This is a genomic window from Caldalkalibacillus mannanilyticus JCM 10596 (assembly GCF_000615945.1).
In the GTDB taxonomy this organism is placed as follows: domain Bacteria; phylum Bacillota; class Bacilli; order Caldalkalibacillales; family JCM-10596; genus Bacillus_AT; species Bacillus_AT mannanilyticus.
The window spans coordinates 16700-34337 of record NZ_BAMO01000032.1 but is presented as its reverse complement, the minus strand read 5'-3'; the positions used below and the strand labels follow the sequence as shown (position 1 = coordinate 34337).

Annotated in this window: 23 protein-coding genes and 3 pseudogenes; all 26 read left to right on the top strand. The window is 41.2% G+C overall.

All coding sequences use genetic code 11. The features are described 5' to 3' along the window. The first annotated feature begins 12 nt into the window (after positions 1-12). The 26 genes and pseudogenes from rpoC (at position 13) to rpmD (ending at position 17631) form a co-directional block, all read left to right on the top strand. A pseudogene (rpoC, locus tag JCM10596_RS26060) lies at positions 13-3638 on the top strand (DNA-directed RNA polymerase subunit beta'). Positions 3639-3746: 108 nt separating this feature from the next. Then, entirely contained in the window at positions 3747-3995 is a 249-nt protein-coding gene (locus JCM10596_RS16650) for a 50S ribosomal protein L7ae-like protein (protein ID WP_025028112.1), read from the top strand. Positions 3996-4102: 107 nt separating this feature from the next. Continuing rightward, complete coding sequence (gene rpsL, locus JCM10596_RS16645) at positions 4103-4525, top strand: 30S ribosomal protein S12 (protein ID WP_025028111.1); 423 nt, start codon at positions 4103-4105, stop codon at positions 4523-4525. 43 nt (positions 4526-4568) lie between these two features. Beyond that, positions 4569-5039 carry a 30S ribosomal protein S7 gene (gene rpsG / locus JCM10596_RS16640; protein WP_025028110.1) on the top strand — a complete coding sequence of 157 codons (471 nt, stop codon included), beginning with the start codon at positions 4569-4571 and terminating at the stop codon, positions 5037-5039. 52 nt (positions 5040-5091) lie between these two features. After that, on the top strand, positions 5092-7170 hold the full coding sequence (gene fusA / locus JCM10596_RS16635; protein WP_025028109.1) for an elongation factor G: 2079 nt from the start codon (positions 5092-5094) through the stop codon (positions 7168-7170). A gap of 137 nt (positions 7171-7307) precedes the next feature. Next, positions 7308-8501 carry an elongation factor Tu gene (gene tuf / locus JCM10596_RS16630; RefSeq protein WP_025028108.1) on the top strand — a complete coding sequence of 398 codons (1194 nt, stop codon included), beginning with the start codon at positions 7308-7310 and terminating at the stop codon, positions 8499-8501. Positions 8502-8814: 313 nt separating this feature from the next. Continuing rightward, positions 8815-9123: a 30S ribosomal protein S10 gene (rpsJ, locus tag JCM10596_RS16625; RefSeq protein WP_025028107.1), complete on the top strand. Its 309-nt coding sequence runs from the start codon at positions 8815-8817 to the stop codon at positions 9121-9123. Between the two features lie 68 nt (positions 9124-9191). Beyond that, positions 9192-9821, top strand: a complete 630-nt coding sequence (gene rplC, locus JCM10596_RS16620) for a 50S ribosomal protein L3 (RefSeq protein WP_025028106.1) — start codon at positions 9192-9194, stop codon at positions 9819-9821. Between the two features lie 23 nt (positions 9822-9844). Further along, a pseudogene (gene rplD / locus JCM10596_RS26055) lies at positions 9845-10466 on the top strand (50S ribosomal protein L4). After that, complete coding sequence (rplW, locus tag JCM10596_RS16610) at positions 10466-10756, top strand: 50S ribosomal protein L23 (protein WP_025028105.1); 291 nt, start codon at positions 10466-10468, stop codon at positions 10754-10756. Before rplD ends, rplW begins: the two are co-directional and overlap by 1 nt. A gap of 26 nt (positions 10757-10782) precedes the next feature. Further along, positions 10783-11613, top strand: coding sequence for a 50S ribosomal protein L2 (gene rplB, locus JCM10596_RS16605; RefSeq protein WP_025028104.1), 831 nt, complete (start codon positions 10783-10785; stop codon positions 11611-11613). Positions 11614-11677: 64 nt separating this feature from the next. After that, positions 11678-11956 carry a 30S ribosomal protein S19 gene (gene rpsS, locus JCM10596_RS16600; protein ID WP_025028103.1) on the top strand — a complete coding sequence of 93 codons (279 nt, stop codon included), beginning with the start codon at positions 11678-11680 and terminating at the stop codon, positions 11954-11956. A 25-nt stretch (positions 11957-11981) separates the two neighbouring features. After that, positions 11982-12322 (top strand): annotated as a pseudogene (rplV, locus tag JCM10596_RS16595) (50S ribosomal protein L22). 3 nt (positions 12323-12325) lie between these two features. Next, the gene (rpsC, locus tag JCM10596_RS16590) at positions 12326-12991 is read left to right on the top strand and encodes a 30S ribosomal protein S3 (protein ID WP_025028101.1); all 666 of its coding nucleotides are present in this window, start codon (positions 12326-12328) and stop codon (positions 12989-12991) included. Positions 12992-12993: 2 nt separating this feature from the next. Next, positions 12994-13428 carry a 50S ribosomal protein L16 gene (gene rplP / locus JCM10596_RS16585; RefSeq protein ID WP_025028100.1) on the top strand — a complete coding sequence of 145 codons (435 nt, stop codon included), beginning with the start codon at positions 12994-12996 and terminating at the stop codon, positions 13426-13428. Continuing rightward, positions 13418-13621, top strand: coding sequence for a 50S ribosomal protein L29 (gene rpmC, locus JCM10596_RS16580; RefSeq protein WP_025028099.1), 204 nt, complete (start codon positions 13418-13420; stop codon positions 13619-13621). Before rplP ends, rpmC begins: the two co-directional genes overlap by 11 nt. Before the next feature lie 19 nt (positions 13622-13640). Next, a complete protein-coding gene (gene rpsQ, locus JCM10596_RS16575) occupies positions 13641-13904 on the top strand; it encodes a 30S ribosomal protein S17 (RefSeq protein ID WP_025028098.1) in 264 nt (87 codons plus the stop codon). 79 nt (positions 13905-13983) lie between these two features. Then, positions 13984-14352, top strand: coding sequence for a 50S ribosomal protein L14 (rplN, locus tag JCM10596_RS16570; RefSeq protein WP_025028097.1), 369 nt, complete (start codon positions 13984-13986; stop codon positions 14350-14352). A gap of 72 nt (positions 14353-14424) precedes the next feature. After that, a complete protein-coding gene (rplX, locus tag JCM10596_RS16565) occupies positions 14425-14736 on the top strand; it encodes a 50S ribosomal protein L24 (RefSeq protein WP_025028096.1) in 312 nt (103 codons plus the stop codon). Between the two features lie 29 nt (positions 14737-14765). Then, a complete protein-coding gene (gene rplE, locus JCM10596_RS16560) occupies positions 14766-15308 on the top strand; it encodes a 50S ribosomal protein L5 (protein WP_025028095.1) in 543 nt (180 codons plus the stop codon). Between the two features lie 14 nt (positions 15309-15322). Beyond that, positions 15323-15508, top strand: a complete 186-nt coding sequence (locus JCM10596_RS16555) for a type Z 30S ribosomal protein S14 (RefSeq protein ID WP_025028094.1) — start codon at positions 15323-15325, stop codon at positions 15506-15508. A gap of 28 nt (positions 15509-15536) precedes the next feature. Further along, positions 15537-15935: a 30S ribosomal protein S8 gene (gene rpsH, locus JCM10596_RS16550; RefSeq protein ID WP_025028093.1), complete on the top strand. Its 399-nt coding sequence runs from the start codon at positions 15537-15539 to the stop codon at positions 15933-15935. Between the two features lie 30 nt (positions 15936-15965). Beyond that, positions 15966-16505, top strand: coding sequence for a 50S ribosomal protein L6 (gene rplF, locus JCM10596_RS16545; protein WP_025028092.1), 540 nt, complete (start codon positions 15966-15968; stop codon positions 16503-16505). Between the two features lie 34 nt (positions 16506-16539). Further along, complete coding sequence (rplR, locus tag JCM10596_RS16540) at positions 16540-16908, top strand: 50S ribosomal protein L18 (RefSeq protein ID WP_025028091.1); 369 nt, start codon at positions 16540-16542, stop codon at positions 16906-16908. Positions 16909-16931: 23 nt separating this feature from the next. Further along, positions 16932-17429: a 30S ribosomal protein S5 gene (gene rpsE / locus JCM10596_RS16535; RefSeq protein ID WP_025028090.1), complete on the top strand. Its 498-nt coding sequence runs from the start codon at positions 16932-16934 to the stop codon at positions 17427-17429. Positions 17430-17442: 13 nt separating this feature from the next. Next, a complete protein-coding gene (rpmD, locus tag JCM10596_RS16530; protein WP_025028089.1) occupies positions 17443-17631 on the top strand; it encodes a 50S ribosomal protein L30 in 189 nt (62 codons plus the stop codon). Positions 17632-17638: the final 7 nt, after the last annotated feature.

The following is a 17638-nucleotide window of genomic DNA, read 5'->3' as shown; positions in this document are numbered from 1 at the left end:
GAGGTATGCTCCTTGATAGATGTCAATAATTTTGAGTACATGCAGATTGGATTAGCGTCACCGAACAAGATCCGCTCTTGGTCACGTGGAGAAGTTAAGAAGCCAGAAACAATTAACTACCGTACATTACGCCCAGAAAAAGAAGGTCTCTTTTGTGAGAAAATATTTGGACCAACAAAAGACTGGGAATGTCATTGCGGAAAGTATAAGCGCGTTCGATACAAGGGAGTTGTCTGTGATCGATGCGGAGTAGAGGTAACTCGTGCAAAAGTAAGGCGTGAAAGAATGGGGCACATTGAACTTGCTGCCCCAGTTTCACACATCTGGTACTTCAAAGGAATCCCTAGCCGTATGGGATTGGCTTTAGACATGAGTCCGAGGTCGCTAGAGGAAGTGATCTATTTTGCTTCCTATGTAGTGGTTGACCCAGGTGAAACCCCGCTGGATAAAAAACAGCTTCTGTCGGAAAAAGAATACCGTAGCTATCGTGAAAAATACGGTGCTACTTTCAAGGCTGGAATGGGTGCAGAGGCAATTAAAGCATTATTGCTTGATTTAGACCCATCCAAAGAAGTAGATCAATTAAAAGAAGAACTAAAAACAGCTCAAGGTCAAAGACGTAACAGAGCGATCAAAAGACTTGAGGTACTAGAAGCATTCCGTCACTCAGGGAATGAGCCTTCTTGGATGATTCTTGATGTACTTCCGGTGATCCCACCTGAGTTGCGCCCAATGGTACAATTGGATGGTGGTCGTTTTGCGACATCAGATCTTAATGATTTATATCGTCGAGTGATTAACCGAAACAATCGCTTGAAAAGATTATTAGATTTAGGAGCTCCAGAAATTATTGTTCAGAATGAGAAACGTATGCTGCAAGAAGCTGTGGATGCCTTAATTGATAATGGTCGTCGAGGACGTCCTGTTACAGGACCAGGAAACCGACCTCTAAAATCATTAAGCCATATGCTTAAAGGAAAGCAAGGTCGTTTCCGTCAGAACCTACTTGGAAAGCGTGTTGACTATTCTGGTCGTTCTGTAATCGTAGTAGGTCCTCATTTGAAAATGTATCAATGTGGACTACCAAAAGAGATGGCTTTAGAGCTATTTAAGCCTTTTGTGATGAAAGAACTCGTTCAAAAAGGGATTGCACACAATATTAAGAGTGCGAAGCGCAAAGTAGAACGCGTAAATCCAGAGGTATGGGATGTCTTAGAAGATGTAATCAGAGAGCACCCTGTACTGTTAAACCGTGCTCCTACACTACACAGATTAGGAATTCAGGCCTTTGAGCGACTCTTGTTGAGGGAAGAGCGATCAAGCTTCACCCACTCGTATGTACAGCTTATAATGCTGACTTCGATGGTGACCAAATGGCTGTTCACGTTCCGTTATCAGCTGAAGCTCAAGCAGAAGCAAGAATCCTAATGCTAGCAGCACAAAACATTCTGAATCCTAAGGATGGTAAGCCAGTCGTTACACCTTCACAGGATATGGTATTAGGGAACTATTACATTACCATGGAAAAGGGAAATCATGTTGGAGAAGGAAGTGTCTTCAATGACCCGGCTGAAGCCATATCAGCTTATCAGAATGGATATGTTCATTTACACACAAGAATTGCTATAAAAGCTTCTTCTTTAAATAAAAAATCATTTACACCAGAGCAGGAAAAAGCACTGTTAATGACAACAGTGGGTAAAGTTATATTCAACGAAATTCTGCCCGAAACATTCCCTTATATCAATGAACCGACAAAGGAAAATCTAGAGGACGCTACTCCAGAAAAGTACTTTATCTATGACAAGGGAGCGAATGTGAAAGAGAGAATTCAAGCTCTAGAGGTCCTTTCTCCATTCAAAAAAGGATTCCTAGGAGATGTCATTGCTGAATGCTTTAAGAGATTCGCGATCAGTGAAACTTCTAAGATGCTTGACCGCATGAAGGATTTAGGTTTCTCTTACTCTACAAAAGCAGGAATTACAGTTGGAGTTGCTGATATTGTGGTTCTTGCAGAAAAGAAAGAAATCTTAGAGCAGGCAGAAAAAGAAGTCGAGGTCGTTGTCCGCCAATTCCGTCGAGGTCTGATTACGGATGATGAGCGTTATGACCGAGTGATTTCGATTTGGAGTAAAGCCAAAGACGTCATTCAAGAAAAGCTTATGAAGACGTTAGATCCATTTAACCCAATCTTCATGATGCAGCATTCTGGAGCGCGTGGTAATGCATCTAACTTTACCCAGCTTGCAGGTATGCGTGGTCTAATGGCAAACCCATCTGGACGTATTATTGAGCTACCAATCAAATCAAGTTTCCGTGAGGGATTAACGGTTCTAGAATACTTTATCTCTACTCATGGTGCGCGTAAAGGTCTTGCCGATACAGCACTGAAAACAGCGGACTCAGGATACCTGACTCGACGTCTGGTTGACGTAGCGCAGGATGTTATTATCCGTGAAAATGACTGTGGAACAGATAGAGGCCTAGAGGTAAGTGCTATTAAAGAAGGGCGAGAGGTTATTGAAGATCTTTACGATCGCCTTGTAGGTAGAACGGCATATGAAACGGTTCGTCATAAGGAAACAGGTGAAATCTTAGTTCGTCCTAACGAAGAAATCACGGAAGATATCGCTACGAGAATCGTTGAAGTAGGTCCAGAAACCATTCGCATCCGCAGTGTATTCACTTGCCGAACACGTCATGGTGCATGTCAGAAGTGTTATGGACGTAATCTAGCTACTGGTCATCAAGTAGAGATTGGAGAAGCTGTAGGAATTATTGCAGCTCAATCCATTGGTGAGCCTGGAACTCAGTTAACGATGCGTACCTTCCATACAGGAGGGGTTGCTGGAGATGATATCACTCAAGGTTTACCGCGTATTCAAGAGTTGTTTGAAGCGAGAAATCCTAAGGGGCAAGCGGTGATCTCTGAGCTAGAGGGTGTTGTGTCTGAAATTAATGAAATTAAAGACCGCAGAGAGATTGTTATTCAAGGTGAAGTAGAATCTCGTAATTACCCTGTACCATATGGTTCAAGACTACGTGTAGCTGTAGGGGATCAAGTTGAAGCAGGGCAAGAGCTAACAGAAGGTTCTATTGATCCGAAAGAATTGCTGAAAATCCGCGGAGTTCGTGGAGTTCAAGATTATATCCTAAAAGAAGTTCAAAAGGTATATCGTATGCAAGGGGTAGAAATCGGCGACAAACACGTGGAGGTTATGGTTCGTCAAATGCTTCGTAAAATCCGTATCATCGATAATGGCAACACAGCACTATTGCCAGGTTCATTTATTGATATGCATGAATACGAAGAAGCGAATCGTGGAGTCTTACTTGACGGTGGAATTCCAGCAACTGCCCGTCCAGTGTTGCTCGGTATCACTAAAGCCTCACTTGAAACGGATTCCTTCTTGTCCGCTGCATCCTTCCAGGAAACAACTCGTGTCCTAACAGATGCTGCAATCAAGGGTAAACGAGATGAACTTCTTGGATTAAAAGAGAATGTTATTATCGGAAAACTGATTCCTGCTGGTACGGGAATGAGTCGTTATCGAAACGTGCGATTGCTTCATACTGTGGAAGACGACATGATGGAGCATGAGGATGTAAAAATAGAGGCTCCTGTAGCTGCTGAGTAAAGATAGTAGAAACTGTGTAAATTAATTTTAAGGTTATTGACAACAGTGAATCACAATGGTAAACTGTTTCAGTGTGCTTATATGCCTATCTACTTTGGAGGATGAAAGATGTCTTATGAAAAAGTAAAACAGGCGACATTGTGTAGGGTAGGTTTAAAACAAACCATAAAATCTGTTGAACAAAGAGAAGCAGATGAAGTCATTATTGCCAAGGATGCAGATCCTGCTATTGTGAACTCAGTGCTTCAGATTTGTCACAAGAATAATATACCCGTAACATACGTCGATTCTAAGCGGAAGCTAGGAAAGACCTGTGGGATTGAAGTAGGAGCTGCGACGGTGGCTTTAAAAATGTAAACTAAATGTTTTTGTCTGGGCGAAAGGCTCGGACAAAAACATTACTTTTGTACAAAAAAGAACCACCTGGCTCTGTGAACATGAAATGAAGGAAGGAGGTGCTTGGAATGCCTACAATTAACCAGTTAGTAAGAAAAGGTCGTGTAGCTAAGGTTGAGAAGTCAACATCCCCTGCTTTACAAAAGGGATATAACAGCTTCAAGAAAGCACAAACAGACCAAAGCTCACCTCAAAAACGTGGAGTATGTACTCGTGTTGGTACAATGACACCGAAGAAACCGAACTCGGCTCTTCGTAAATATGCTCGTGTACGTTTAACTAACCAAATCGAGGTAACAGCTTACATTCCAGGGATTGGACATAACCTACAAGAACACAGTGTTGTGTTAATCCGTGGTGGACGTGTAAAAGACTTACCAGGGGTGCGTTATCACATTGTTCGTGGTGCTTTAGATACAGCCGGTGTACAAAACCGTATGCAAGCTCGTTCTAAATACGGTACGAAGAGACCGAAACCAGCCAAGAAATAAGCAAGACAATTGAATTTATTTTATAGAAAAGGAGGGGAACCATATGCCTCGTAAAGGTCCGGTAACTCGCCGTGATGTTCTTCCTGATCCAGTATATAATAGCAAATTAGTGACCCGTCTTATCAACCGCATTATGATTGATGGTAAAAGAGGGGTAGCACAAACACTACTATACAATGCTTTTGAAATTATTAGAGAGCGTACAGGAAATGACCCTATGGAAGTGTTTGAGCAAGCATTAAAGAATATTATGCCTGTATTAGAAGTAAGAGCGCGCCGTGTAGGTGGAGCTAACTATCAAGTACCAGTTGAAGTGCGTCCTGATCGCAGAACGACTTTAGGTTTACGCTGGTTAGTAAACTACTCACGTCTTCGTGGTGAAAAAACCATGGAAGAGCGTTTAGCTGCTGAAATTCTTGATGCTTCTAACAACACAGGTGCTTCTGTGAAGAAGCGCGAAGATATGCACAAAATGGCAGAAGCGAACAAAGCGTTTGCTCACTATCGTTGGTAGGATTCTAATCTTATATCGACTAAATATTTGATTGAAAGGAAGGAGAAAGACCATGGCTAGAGAGTTCTCCTTGAAGAATACTCGTAATATTGGTATCATGGCTCACATTGATGCTGGTAAAACGACAACAACTGAACGTATTCTTTACTATACAGGACGTATTCACAAGATCGGTGAAACTCATGAAGGTGCTTCTCAAATGGACTGGATGGAGCAAGAGCAAGAGCGTGGAATCACGATCACGTCTGCTGCTACAACAGCTCAATGGAAAGGGCACCGAGTAAACATTATCGATACACCTGGTCACGTAGACTTCACTGTAGAAGTTGAACGTTCCCTACGTGTCCTTGATGGCGCTGTAGGTGTACTTGATGCACAATCTGGAGTAGAACCACAAACAGAAACAGTTTGGCGTCAAGCAACAACGTACGGTGTACCCCGTGTCGTATTTGTGAACAAAATGGATAAATTAGGAGCCGATTTCTTATATTCTGTAAAAACGATCCATGATCGTTTACAAGCAAATGCACACCCTATTCAACTTCCGATTGGTGCAGAGGATCAGTTCCACGGAATCATCGATCTAGTGGAAATGAAAGCTACATTTTACGGAAATGACCTAGGTACAGAAATCGAGCAACGTGAAATTCCTGAAGAATATATGGATCTAGCGACTGAATACCGTGAAAAATTAGTTGAAGCGGTAGCAGAGTTAGATGAAGATCTGATGGAAAAATACCTTGGTGGAGAAGAATTAACAGTCGAAGAAATCAAAGCAGGAATCCGTAAAGGAACTTGTAACGTTGAATTCTTCCCTGTATTGGTTGGTTCTGCATTTAAGAATAAAGGTGTTCAGCTAATGCTAGATGCCGTTATTGATTACTTGCCATCTCCAATTGATGTACCAGCAATCAAAGGAACTCTTCCTGATTCTGATGATGAAGTGGTTCGTGAATCCAGCGATGAAGGTCCATTCTCAGCTCTAGCGTTCAAAATCATGACGGACCCTTATGTTGGTAAATTAACATTCTTCCGCGTATACTCTGGAACAATCAGTTCTGGTTCTTACGTTCTAAACTCTACAAAGGGTAAACGTGAGCGTGTTGGACGTATCCTTCAGATGCATGCCAACAGCCGTGAAGAGATTTCAATTGTATATGCTGGAGATATTGCAGCTGGGGTTGGACTTAAGGATACGACGACAGGGGACACATTATGTGATGAAAAACAACCTGTTATCCTTGAATCTATGCAATTCCCAGAGCCAGTAATTAAACTTGCGATTGAGCCTAAAACAAAGGCCGACCAAGAAAAAATGGGTACAGCTTTAGCGAAGCTTGCTGAAGAAGATCCAACATTCCGTACGGAAACAGACCAAGAAACTGGTCAAACAACAATTGCTGGTATGGGTGAGCTTCACCTTGACATCATTGTTGACCGTTTACGTCGTGAATTCAAAGTAGAAGCCAACGTTGGTAAACCTCAGGTTGCCTACAAAGAAACGATTCGTCAAGCGGCGAAGGTTGAAGGAAAATTTGTACGTCAATCTGGTGGTCGTGGACAATATGGTCACGTGTGGGTGGAATTCTCACCACTTGAGCCAGGTACAGGATTTATCTTCGAAAACAAAATTGTCGGTGGTGTTGTTCCTCGTGAATACGTACCAGCTGTACAAAACGGGATCGAAGAGTCACTACAAAATGGTATGTTAGCTGGATTCCCAGTGCTTGACATCAAAGCTACTTTAGTTGATGGAAGCTACCATGATGTTGACTCTAACGAAATGGCGTTCAAAATTGCAGGATCTATGGCATTAAAAGCTGCTAAGGGCAAGTGTAACCCTGTACTCCTAGAGCCAATCATGAAGGTAGAGGTTGTTGTACCTGAAGAGTATATGGGAGACGTTATGGGAGATGTCAGCTCTAGACGTGGACGTATTGAAGGTATGGACGCGCGTGGTAATGCTCAAGTTATCCGTGCTATGGTACCACTTTCAGAAATGTTTGGATATGCTACTTCTCTTCGTTCTAGAACTCAAGGGCGTGGTAACTACTCTATGCACTTCGATCATTACGAAGAAGCTCCTAAATCAGTAACTGAAGAGGTTATCAAACAAACTCAAGGTTCTTAGTTTCCAATATATTGTTTTTTGTACATGAATGTTGTAAGCTAAGTAAGGATTCATTTTTATATATGTAAATATGGAAAAAGGGTCCTTACTTATCAATAAAAAAATTAATTCTCTTATATTCAAGGAGGAAATGAATAATGGCTAAAGCTAAATTCGAACGTACGAAGCCGCATGCTAACATTGGAACAATTGGTCACGTTGACCACGGTAAAACAACTTTAACTGCTGCTATTACTTCTGTATTAGCAACTCAAGGTAAAGCAGAAGCAAGAGCATACGATCAAATCGATGGTGCTCCTGAAGAGCGTGAGCGTGGAATTACAATCTCTACTGCACACGTTGAGTATGAAACTGACAACCGTCACTATGCACACGTTGACTGCCCAGGACATGCTGACTATGTTAAAAACATGATCACTGGTGCTGCTCAAATGGACGGAGCGATCTTAGTTGTATCTGCTTCTGACGGTCCAATGCCACAAACTCGTGAGCACATCCTTTTATCTCGTCAGGTAGGTGTACCTCACATTGTTGTATTCTTAAACAAATGTGACATGGTAGACGACGAAGAGCTACTAGAATTAGTAGAAATGGAAGTTCGTGATCTATTATCTGAATATGAGTTCCCTGGAGATGACATTCCTGTAATCAAAGGTTCTGCTCTTAAAGCATTAGAAGATCCTAATGGTGAGTGGGCTCAAAGAATTCATGAATTAATGGCTGCAGTTGATGAGTACATCCCAACTCCAGAGCGTGATACTGAAAAACCTTTCTTAATGCCAGTTGAGGACGTATTCTCAATCACTGGTCGTGGTACAGTTGCTACTGGTCGTGTTGAGCGTGGAGTGATCAAAGTTGGAGATCCTATCGAAATCTTAGGATTAACTGAAGAGCCTGCACAATCTACGTGTACTGGAGTAGAAATGTTCCGTAAATTATTAGACCAAGCTCAAGCTGGAGATAACATTGGTGCACTTCTTCGTGGAGTTAACCGTGAAGACATCCAACGTGGTCAAGTTCTAATCAAGCCAGGTACTGTAAAAGCTCATACAACTTTTACTTGCCAAATCTACGTATTAAGTAAAGAAGAGGGTGGACGTCACACTCCATTCTTCTCAAACTACCGTCCACAGTTCTACTTCCGTACAACTGACGTAACAGGAATCATCAAACTTCCTGAGGGAGTTGAAATGGTTATGCCTGGGGACAACATCGAAATGACAGTTGAACTTATCGCTCCAATCGCGATCGAAGAGGGAACTCGTTTCGCTATTCGTGAAGGTGGACGTACAGTTGGTGCTGGTGCAGTAGCTAAAATCTTAGCTGACTAATCATACTAGTTATACAACGACACATAGAAAAAGGAAGTACTCATGAAAATGAGTGCTTCTTTTCTTTTTAAATCAAGGATTGGCTTGCAAAATCTGCTCAAATAGTATATTATGTTCTAGTGCCTATTTAACTTTCTATATTTATCACTTGCAATTATACGCTAAATTAGATAAAATATAGTCTGTTGGCCATTGGCTGCAATGAAATGGGAGGTTACCGATACACCAGGCCCCTTTGCCATGGCATGGGATCGGAAAATTTCCATGGAGAAGTCTGATTTATGAAAATTAGGCGAAAAAGGAGGGAATTATTATGGCAAAGCAAAAGATTCGTATCCGTTTAAAGGCATATGATCACAGAGTCCTAGACCAATCTGCAGAAAAAATTGTTGAGACAGCAAAGCGTTCAGGTGCTAATGTATCTGGTCCAATCCCGTTACCAACGGAGAAGGCTGTTTACACAATCCTACGTGCGGTTCACAAATACAAAGACTCTCGTGAGCAATTCGAGATGAGAACACACAAACGTTTAATCGATATTGTGAATCCAACGCCTCAAACGGTTGATGCTTTGATGAGACTTGATTTACCATCAGGCGTAGATATCGAAATTAAGCTCTAATTTATATAGAAGAAAACAATTTTATGGATAAATGGCAAAAAACAATTATTTTATAGGAGGTGACTTTCATGACCAAAGGAATCTTAGGTAAAAAGTTAGGTATGACACAAGTGTTCGGGGAAAACGGTATTGTTGTTCCTGTTACTGTAGTAGAGGTGGGTTCTAACGTTGTTCTTCAAAAGAAGACTGTTGAAACTGACGGCTACGAAGCAATCCAAATCGGATATGCGGATAAAAAGGTTCAACGTACAAACAAACCTGAGCAAGGGCATGCCAAAAAAGCAAACACTGCGCCTAAGCGCTACGTAAAAGAAGTCCGTGGAGTAGAACTTAACGGATATGAAGTTGGTCAAGAAGTCAAAGCAGACTTATTTGCTGCTGGAGAATTTGTTGATGTAACAGGTACTACAAAAGGAAAAGGATTTGCAGGTTCCATTAAGCGCCACGGACAATCTCGCGGACCAATGTCACACGGTTCTCGTTACCACCGTCGCCCTGGTTCAATGGGTGCTGTAGATGCTGCTCGTGTTTTCAAAGGAAAACCATTACCAGGTCGTATGGGTGGAGAGCAAGTAACAATCCAACGTCTTGAAGTAGTAAAAGTAGATACAGATCGCAATCTACTCTTAATCAAAGGTGCAATTCCAGGTGCGAAAAACAGTTTCGTTTCTGTAAAATCATCTGTTAAGACTCAATAAGGAACAGGAAAGGAGGATTCGCTATGCCTAAAGTAGCATTATTTAACCAGAGTGGCTCAACAGTTGGAGAAATCGAATTAGCTGAGTCAGTATTTGGAATCGAACCAAATCCACATGTTCTTCATGATGCAGTCGTGATGCAACAAGCGTCTTTACGTCAAGGAACACACGATACAAAAGGACGTTCTGAAGTGCGTGGTGGTGGTCGTAAACCATGGAAACAAAAAGGAACAGGTCGCGCTCGTCAAGGTTCTATTCGCTCCCCTCAATGTTGGTGGAGGAATCGTGTTCGGACCGACGCCTCGTAGCTATGCTTACAAGCTACCTAAAAAAGTTCGTCGCTTAGCTATTAAATCTGCTTTGTCATCAAAAGTATTAAACGACGAAATTAAGGTATTAGAAGGATTAGAATTAAACCAAGTGAAAACAAAAGAAATGGTGGCTATCCTATCTAACCTAAAAGTTGAAAGAAAAGCATTAGTAGTAACAGGAGATTACAATGATAATGTAGCATTATCTACTCGTAATATTCCTGGAGTAAAATTTGTTACCGCAGAAGGTATTAATGTTCTTGACGTGCTTAAGCATGATCAATTAATTATTACGAAAGATGCTGTAGCGAAGGTAGAGGAGGTGCTTGCATAATGAAGGACCCACGCGATATCATTAAGCGCCCTATCATTACAGAACGTACGACAGACATGATGGCTGATAACAAATATGTATTTGATGTAGATGTTCGTACAAACAAAACAGAGATCAAAAAGGCAATTGAGCAAATTTTTGATGTGAATGTAGTAAGTGTAAATACAATCAACATTAGAAAGAAGCCTAAGCGTTTTGGTAAGTATTCTGGTTTTACTGCTCGCCGTAAGAAAGCCATCGTAAAACTAGCTGCTGACAGCAAGCCTCTAGATTTCTTTGAAGGTGTATAAGATTTAGGTGAAAGGAGGAAATAATAATGGCTATTAAGAAGTATAAACCGACCACACCGGGTCGCCGTGGTATGACTGTATCAACATTCGAAGAAATTACTACAGATCAACCGGAAAAATCACTCTTAGCTCCATTAACTAGCAAGGGTGGACGTAATAACCAAGGTAAATTAACTGTTCGTCACCAAGGTGGCGGTCACAAACGTAAATACCGTATTATCGATTTCAAGCGTAATAAGGATGGTATACCTGGACGCGTTGCTACAATCGAGTATGATCCTAACCGTTCAGCTAATATCGCACTAATTAACTATGCAGATGGTGAAAAGCGTTATATCTTACACCCACATGGTTTACAAGTTGGAGATGTTATCGAATCTGGACCAAATGCAGATATCAAGAGAGGGAACGCCTTGCCTCTTGAAAACATTCCTGTTGGTACAACGATTCATAATATCGAAATGAAACCAGGAAAAGGTGGACAATTAGTACGCGCAGCTGGATCAGAAGCACAATTACTAGGTCGTGATGGAGAGATGGTTATCATCCGTCTTAAATCTGGGGAAGTGCGCATGATTCGTAAAGAGTGCCGTGCAACCATCGGTCAAGTTGGTAACCTAGATCACGAGTTAATTAACATCGGTAAAGCAGGACGTAATCGTTGGAAGGGTATCCGCCCAACTGTTCGTGGATCTGTAATGAACCCTGTTGATCACCCACACGGTGGTGGTGAAGGACGTGCACCAATCGGACGTAAATCACCAATGTCTCCTTGGGGCAAACCTACTCTTGGGTACAAAACTCGTAAGAAGAATAAGCAATCTGACAAGTACATTGTACGTCGTCGTAAAAAATAATTATTCATTTGGCTTTCGGTTCTTTCTAAGTGGCCGATAGCCGATTGCGAAGGGAGGTACAAATATGGGTCGTAGTCTTAAAAAGGGACCATTCGTAGATGATCACTTAATGAAAAAAATCGAAGGTATGAATGAGAAGAACGAGAAGAAGGTTATTAAAACTTGGTCTAGACGTTCAACTATCTTCCCTGATTTCATTGGACACACAATTGCAGTATATGATGGACGCAAGCATGTTCCAGTATTCGTGAATGAAGATATGGTAGGTCACAAGTTAGGAGAATTTGCTCCAACTCGTACGTACAAAGGGCATGTTGATGATGATAAGAAAACAAGACGTTAATTGATATAGAGAGGAGGTACAGTTCATGCAAGCTAAAGCTGTAGCCAGACACGTTCGTATTGCTCCTCGTAAGGTCCGTCTAGTAATAGACTTAATTCGAGGCAAAAAAGTAGGCGAAGCATCGCGATTTTGAAGCACACTCCTAAGGGAGCTTCACCAATCGTAGAAAAAGTATTATTATCTGCTGTTGCAAATGCAGAGCATAACTTTGAAATGAACCCAGATAGCCTTGTCATAAGCCAAATCACTTGTGACGAAGGAGCGACATTAAAAAGATTCCGTCCTCGTGCAATGGGACGCGCTAGCAGAATCAACAAACGTACGAGCCACATTACTGTAGTGGTATCAGAAAAAAAGGAGGGATAATGCGTGGGTCAAAAAGTAAATCCTAAAGGTCTTCGAGTTGGTATCATTCGTGATTGGGAATCAAAATGGTACGCAGGAAAAGATTATGCCCAATTACTACACGAAGACATCAAGATTCGTAACTATATTGAAAAGCGCTTAGTAGATGCAGCTGTTTCCACTATTGAAATCGAGCGTGCAGCAAACCGCGTAAATGTAACGATTCACACAGCTAAGCCTGGAATGGTTATTGGTAAAGGTGGATCTGAAGTAGAAAGTCTTAGAAAAGCATTAAATGAGTTAACAGACAACAAAAGAGTTCATATTAACATCAATGAAATCAAACAACCAGATTTAGATGCGAAGCTAGTAGCTGAAAATATTGCTCGTCAATTAGAAAACCGTGTGTCATTCCGTCGTGCGATGAAACAAGCGATTCAACGTACTATGAGAACAGGTGCTCAAGGAATCAAGACAATGGTAAGTGGACGTCTTGGTGGAGCTGATATTGCTCGTAGCGAAGGTTACAGTGAGGGTACTGTTCCTCTTCACACATTACGTGCTGATATCGACTATGGCACTGCAGAAGCAGACACAACTTTCGGTAAGATCGGGGTAAAAATTTGGATCTATCGTGGTGAGGTTCTTCCAGCGAGTAAGAGAGCGAAGCAAGCGGAAGGAGGAAAATAATCATGTTGATGCCTAAACGCGTAAAACACCGTAAGGAACATCGTGGAAGTATGAGAGGGAAAGCCAAAGGTGGAACGGAAGTAGCTTTTGGTGAATATGGTCTTCAAGCGCTTGAAGCGTCTTGGATCACAAATCGTCAAATTGAAGCTGCTCGTATTGCCATGACACGTTATATCAAACGTGGTGGTAAAGTATGGATTAAGATCTTCCCATCTAAGCCATATACAGCAAAACCTCTAGAGGTTCGTATGGGATCCGGTAAAGGAGCTCCAGAAGGATGGGTAGCTGTTGTAAAACCAGGTAAAGTGATGTTTGAACTTGCTGGTGTACCTGAGGATGTGGCTCGTGAAGCAATGAGACTTGCTGCTCACAAGTTACCAATCAAAACAAAGTTTGTGAAACGTGAAGAAGTGGGTGGTGAAGCAAATGAAAACTAATGAACTTAGAAACTTAACCACTGCCGAGATCGAACAAAAAATTGCTTCTTTTAAAGAAGAACTTTTTAACCTCCGTTTCCAATTAGCGACCGGTCAATTAGATAACCCTGTTCGTATCCGTGACATTCGTAAGGGTATTGCTCGTGCGAAAACAGTATTGCGTGAAAGAGAACTAGGAATTAATAACGGTTAAGAAAGGAGGCAAATGATCAATGTCTGAACGAAATAATCGTAAAGTCCAAGTCGGTAAAGTAGTTAGCGATAAAATGGATAAAACCATTACTGTAAGTGTAGAAACGTACAAAAAGCATACACTATACGGAAAACGCGTAAAATATACAAAAAAATTCAAAGCTCATGATGAGAACAATCAAGCTAAAATCGGCGATGTTGTAAAAATCATGGAAACTCGTCCATTGTCAAAAGATAAGCGCTGGCGCTTAGTTGAAATCGTGGAAGAGGCAGTAGTTATCTAAACAATTCAGGTGAGTGTTCATCGTGTGAAGCCTCACTATTATCTCATATGAACTTCAGACCTGAGAGGAGGTACTTGAAATGATTCAAACGGAATCCCGTTTAAGAGTAGCAGACAATTCAGGGGCAAGAGAATTGCTATGTATTAAAGTTCTTGGTGGATCTGGTCGTAAATATGCTAACATTGGTGATATTATTGTTTGTTCGGTGAAACAAGCTACACCAGGCGGCGTTGTCAAAAAGGGTGACGTTGTAAAAGCAGTTATCGTACGTTCTACAAGTGGTAGACGTCGTGCTGATGGTTCTTATATCAAATTTGATGAGAATGCAGCGGTTATCGTAAAGGATGACAAGAGCCCACGTGGAACTCGTATCTTTGGACCAGTTGCTCGCGAACTTCGTGAGAAAGATTTCATGAAGATCGTTTCCTTAGCACCAGAAGTAATCTAATGTAAGACAATAATGTTTCAAAACGAAAGCTATACATTGTAAGTTAACTAGGTCTACAAGGAGGTGCAAATCATGCACGTCAAAAAAGGTGATACAGTCATCGTTATTTCTGGGAAAGACAAAGGGAAAAAAGGGCGCGTTATCACAGCGTTTCCTAAAGCAAACCGTGTCTTAGTTGAGGGAGTTAACATGGTGAAAAAACATGCGAAACCATCTCAAACAAACCCACAAGGCGGCATCATTAACCAAGAAGCTGCTATCCATGTATCAAATGTCATGCCAGTAGATCCTAAAACAGGAAATGCTACTCGCGTTGGTTATAAAGAAGTAAACGGTAAGAAAGTTCGGATTGCAAAAAAATCTGGCGAAGCTTTAGATAAGTAGTCAGGTGAAGAAAGGAGGCCGTTTTCGAAATGGGAGCAAGATTACAAGAAAAGTATCTTAATGAAACAGTGAAAGCCTTAACTGAAAAATTCAACTATTCAACTGTCATGCAAGTACCTAAAGTTGAGAAGGTTGTTATCAACATGGGTGTTGGTGAAGCAGTAGCGAATGCAAAAGCTTTAGATGGAGCTGTTGCTGATATCGAGTTAATTACAGGGCAAAAGCCTGTTATTACAAGAGCAAAGAAATCAATCGCTGGATTTAAGCTTCGTGAAGGTATGCCAATTGGTGTTAAAGTAACTCTTCGTGGTGAAAGAATGTATCACTTCCTAGACAAATTATTTAACATTTCCTTACCTCGCGTACGTGACTTCCGCGGTATTTCTGCGAAAGCTTTTGATGGTCGTGGAAACTATACACTTGGTTTGAAAGAACAGTTAATTTTCCCTGAGGTTGAGTACGATAAAATCGATAAAGTTCGCGGAATGGATATCGTTATCGTAACAACAGCTAAAACTGATGAAGAGTGTAAACAACTCTTAACTGAATTAGGAATGCCATTCCAAAAATAAAGGAGGGAAACTTAGTGGCAAAAAAATCAATGATCGCTAAGCAAAAGCGTGAGCCTAAATTCAAAGTTCAAGCTTATACGCGCTGCGAAAGATGTGGTCGCCCGCACTCAGTCATGCGTAAGTTTGGAATATGCCGTATCTGTTTCCGTGAACTTGCCTATAAAGGACAAATTCCTGGAGTTAAAAAAGCAAGCTGGTAATCCCGACAAGAGGAAGGAGGTTAATTAAATGGTAATGACAGATCCAATAGCAGATATGCTTACACGTATCCGTAATGCAAATGCAGTTCGTCACGAGAAGTTAGAGGTTCCTGCTTCTAATATCAAGAAAGAAATTGCTGGTATCTTAAAGCAAGAAGGATTTATCCGTGACGCTGAATTTATTGATGATAACAAACAGGGGATCATTCGTATCTTCTTAAAATATGGTTCAAACAACGAGCGTGTTATTACTGGTCTTAAACGTATTAGTAAGCCAGGATTACGCGTTTATGCAAAAAACAATGAAGTACCTCGTGTACTTGGTGGCCTAGGAGTTGCATTAATTTCAACGTCACAAGGTGTTGTAACAGATAAAGAAGCTCGTCAGAAAAAAGTAGGCGGAGAAGTACTAGCTTACATTTGGTAATAAGTTTAGAGAGAAACGGAGGTGTCACACATGTCGCGTATTGGTAAAAAACCAATCGAGATTCCTCAAGGAGTCACAGTAACACTTGATGGAAATAAGATTACAGTTAAAGGACCAAAAGGAGAATTATCTCGTGAACTTCACTCTGAAATCATCGTGAAGATTGAAGAGAATACAATCCTAGTTGAGCGTCCTTCAGATAATAAATTACATCGTTCACTACATGGTACAACTCGTTCTATCGTGGCTAATATGGTAGAAGGAGTAACAAACGGATACACAAGAAACCTTGAATTAGTTGGGGTTGGATACCGTGCTTCTAAAAGTGGCGCAAACCTTGTGCTTAACGTTGGATACTCACATCCAGTGGAAATCATTCCAGAAGCAGGTATTGAAATCGAAGTTCCAGCTCAAACCAAGATTACAGTAAAGGGAATTGACAAAGAAAGAGTAGGAGCCATTGCAGCTAATATTCGTTCTGTTCGTCTACCTGAACCGTATAAAGGAAAAGGAATTCGTTACGAGGGAGAAAGAGTTCGTCGTAAAGAAGGTAAAACTGGTAAAAAATAAGCTCTTTAAGTAAGAAGGGAGTGAATCATAGACAATGATTACAAAAAGCGATAAAAATGCAGCTCGTAAGAAAAGACATGCGCGTGTTCGTCGTACAGTAACTGGTACAGCAACTCGTCCACGTTTGAACGTGTTCCGTTCTGCTAAGCATATCTACGCTCAATTGATCGATGATGTAGCTGGAACTACATTAGTATCTGCATCTTCTCAAGATAAAGAGATCAGCGCTTCCATCACAAGTGGTGGTAACGTAGATGCAGCTCAAAAAGTAGGTCAATTAGTAGCAAAACGTGCGAAAGAAAAAGGATACGAATCAATCGTCTTTGACCGTGGTGGTTATTTATATCATGGACGCATCAAAGCATTAGCTGATGCAGCTCGTGAAGAAGGATTACAATTCTAAGCTAAAAAGGAGGGAAAAAGAGAATGCTAATCGATCCAAATACGTTAGAATTAGAAGAAAAAGTAGTACACATCAACCGTGTTGCGAAAGTAGTAAAAGGTGGACGCCGTTTCCGCTTTAGCGCACTTGTTGTTGTAGGAGATCGTAATGGCCATGTTGGTTTCGGTCTTGGAAAAGCAACTGAGGTACCTGATGCGATTCGCAAAGGTATTGAAGATGCGAAAAAGAACTTAATCAAAGTTCCTCTAGTAAAGACATCGATTCCACACCAAATTACAGGAGTATTCGGTGCAGGTAAAGTTTTATTAAAGCCAGCTTCAGAGGGTACGGGAGTTATCGCTGGTGGACCTGTACGTGCTGTTCTTGAATTAGCAGGAGTGGGCGACATTTTAACTAAATCTCTCGGCTCATCTAACTCAATCAACATGATTGCTGCTACTTTTGACGGTTTAAAACGTTTAAAACGTGCAGAAGATGTTGCTAAATTACGCGGTAAGACCGTAGAAGAACTGTTAGGATAAGGAGGGAATCACAATGGCAAAAAAATTGGAAATCACCCTCAAGCGTAGTTTGATCGGTCGTAAACAAGATCAACAAAAGACTGTTGAAGCTTTAGGCTTAAGAAAAATCCATCAAACGGTTGTGCAGAATGATAACGAAGCAATCCGTGGTATGGTAAACAAAGTAAGCCATCTAGTAGAAGTAAAAGAAATCGAAGCATAGTTGCATT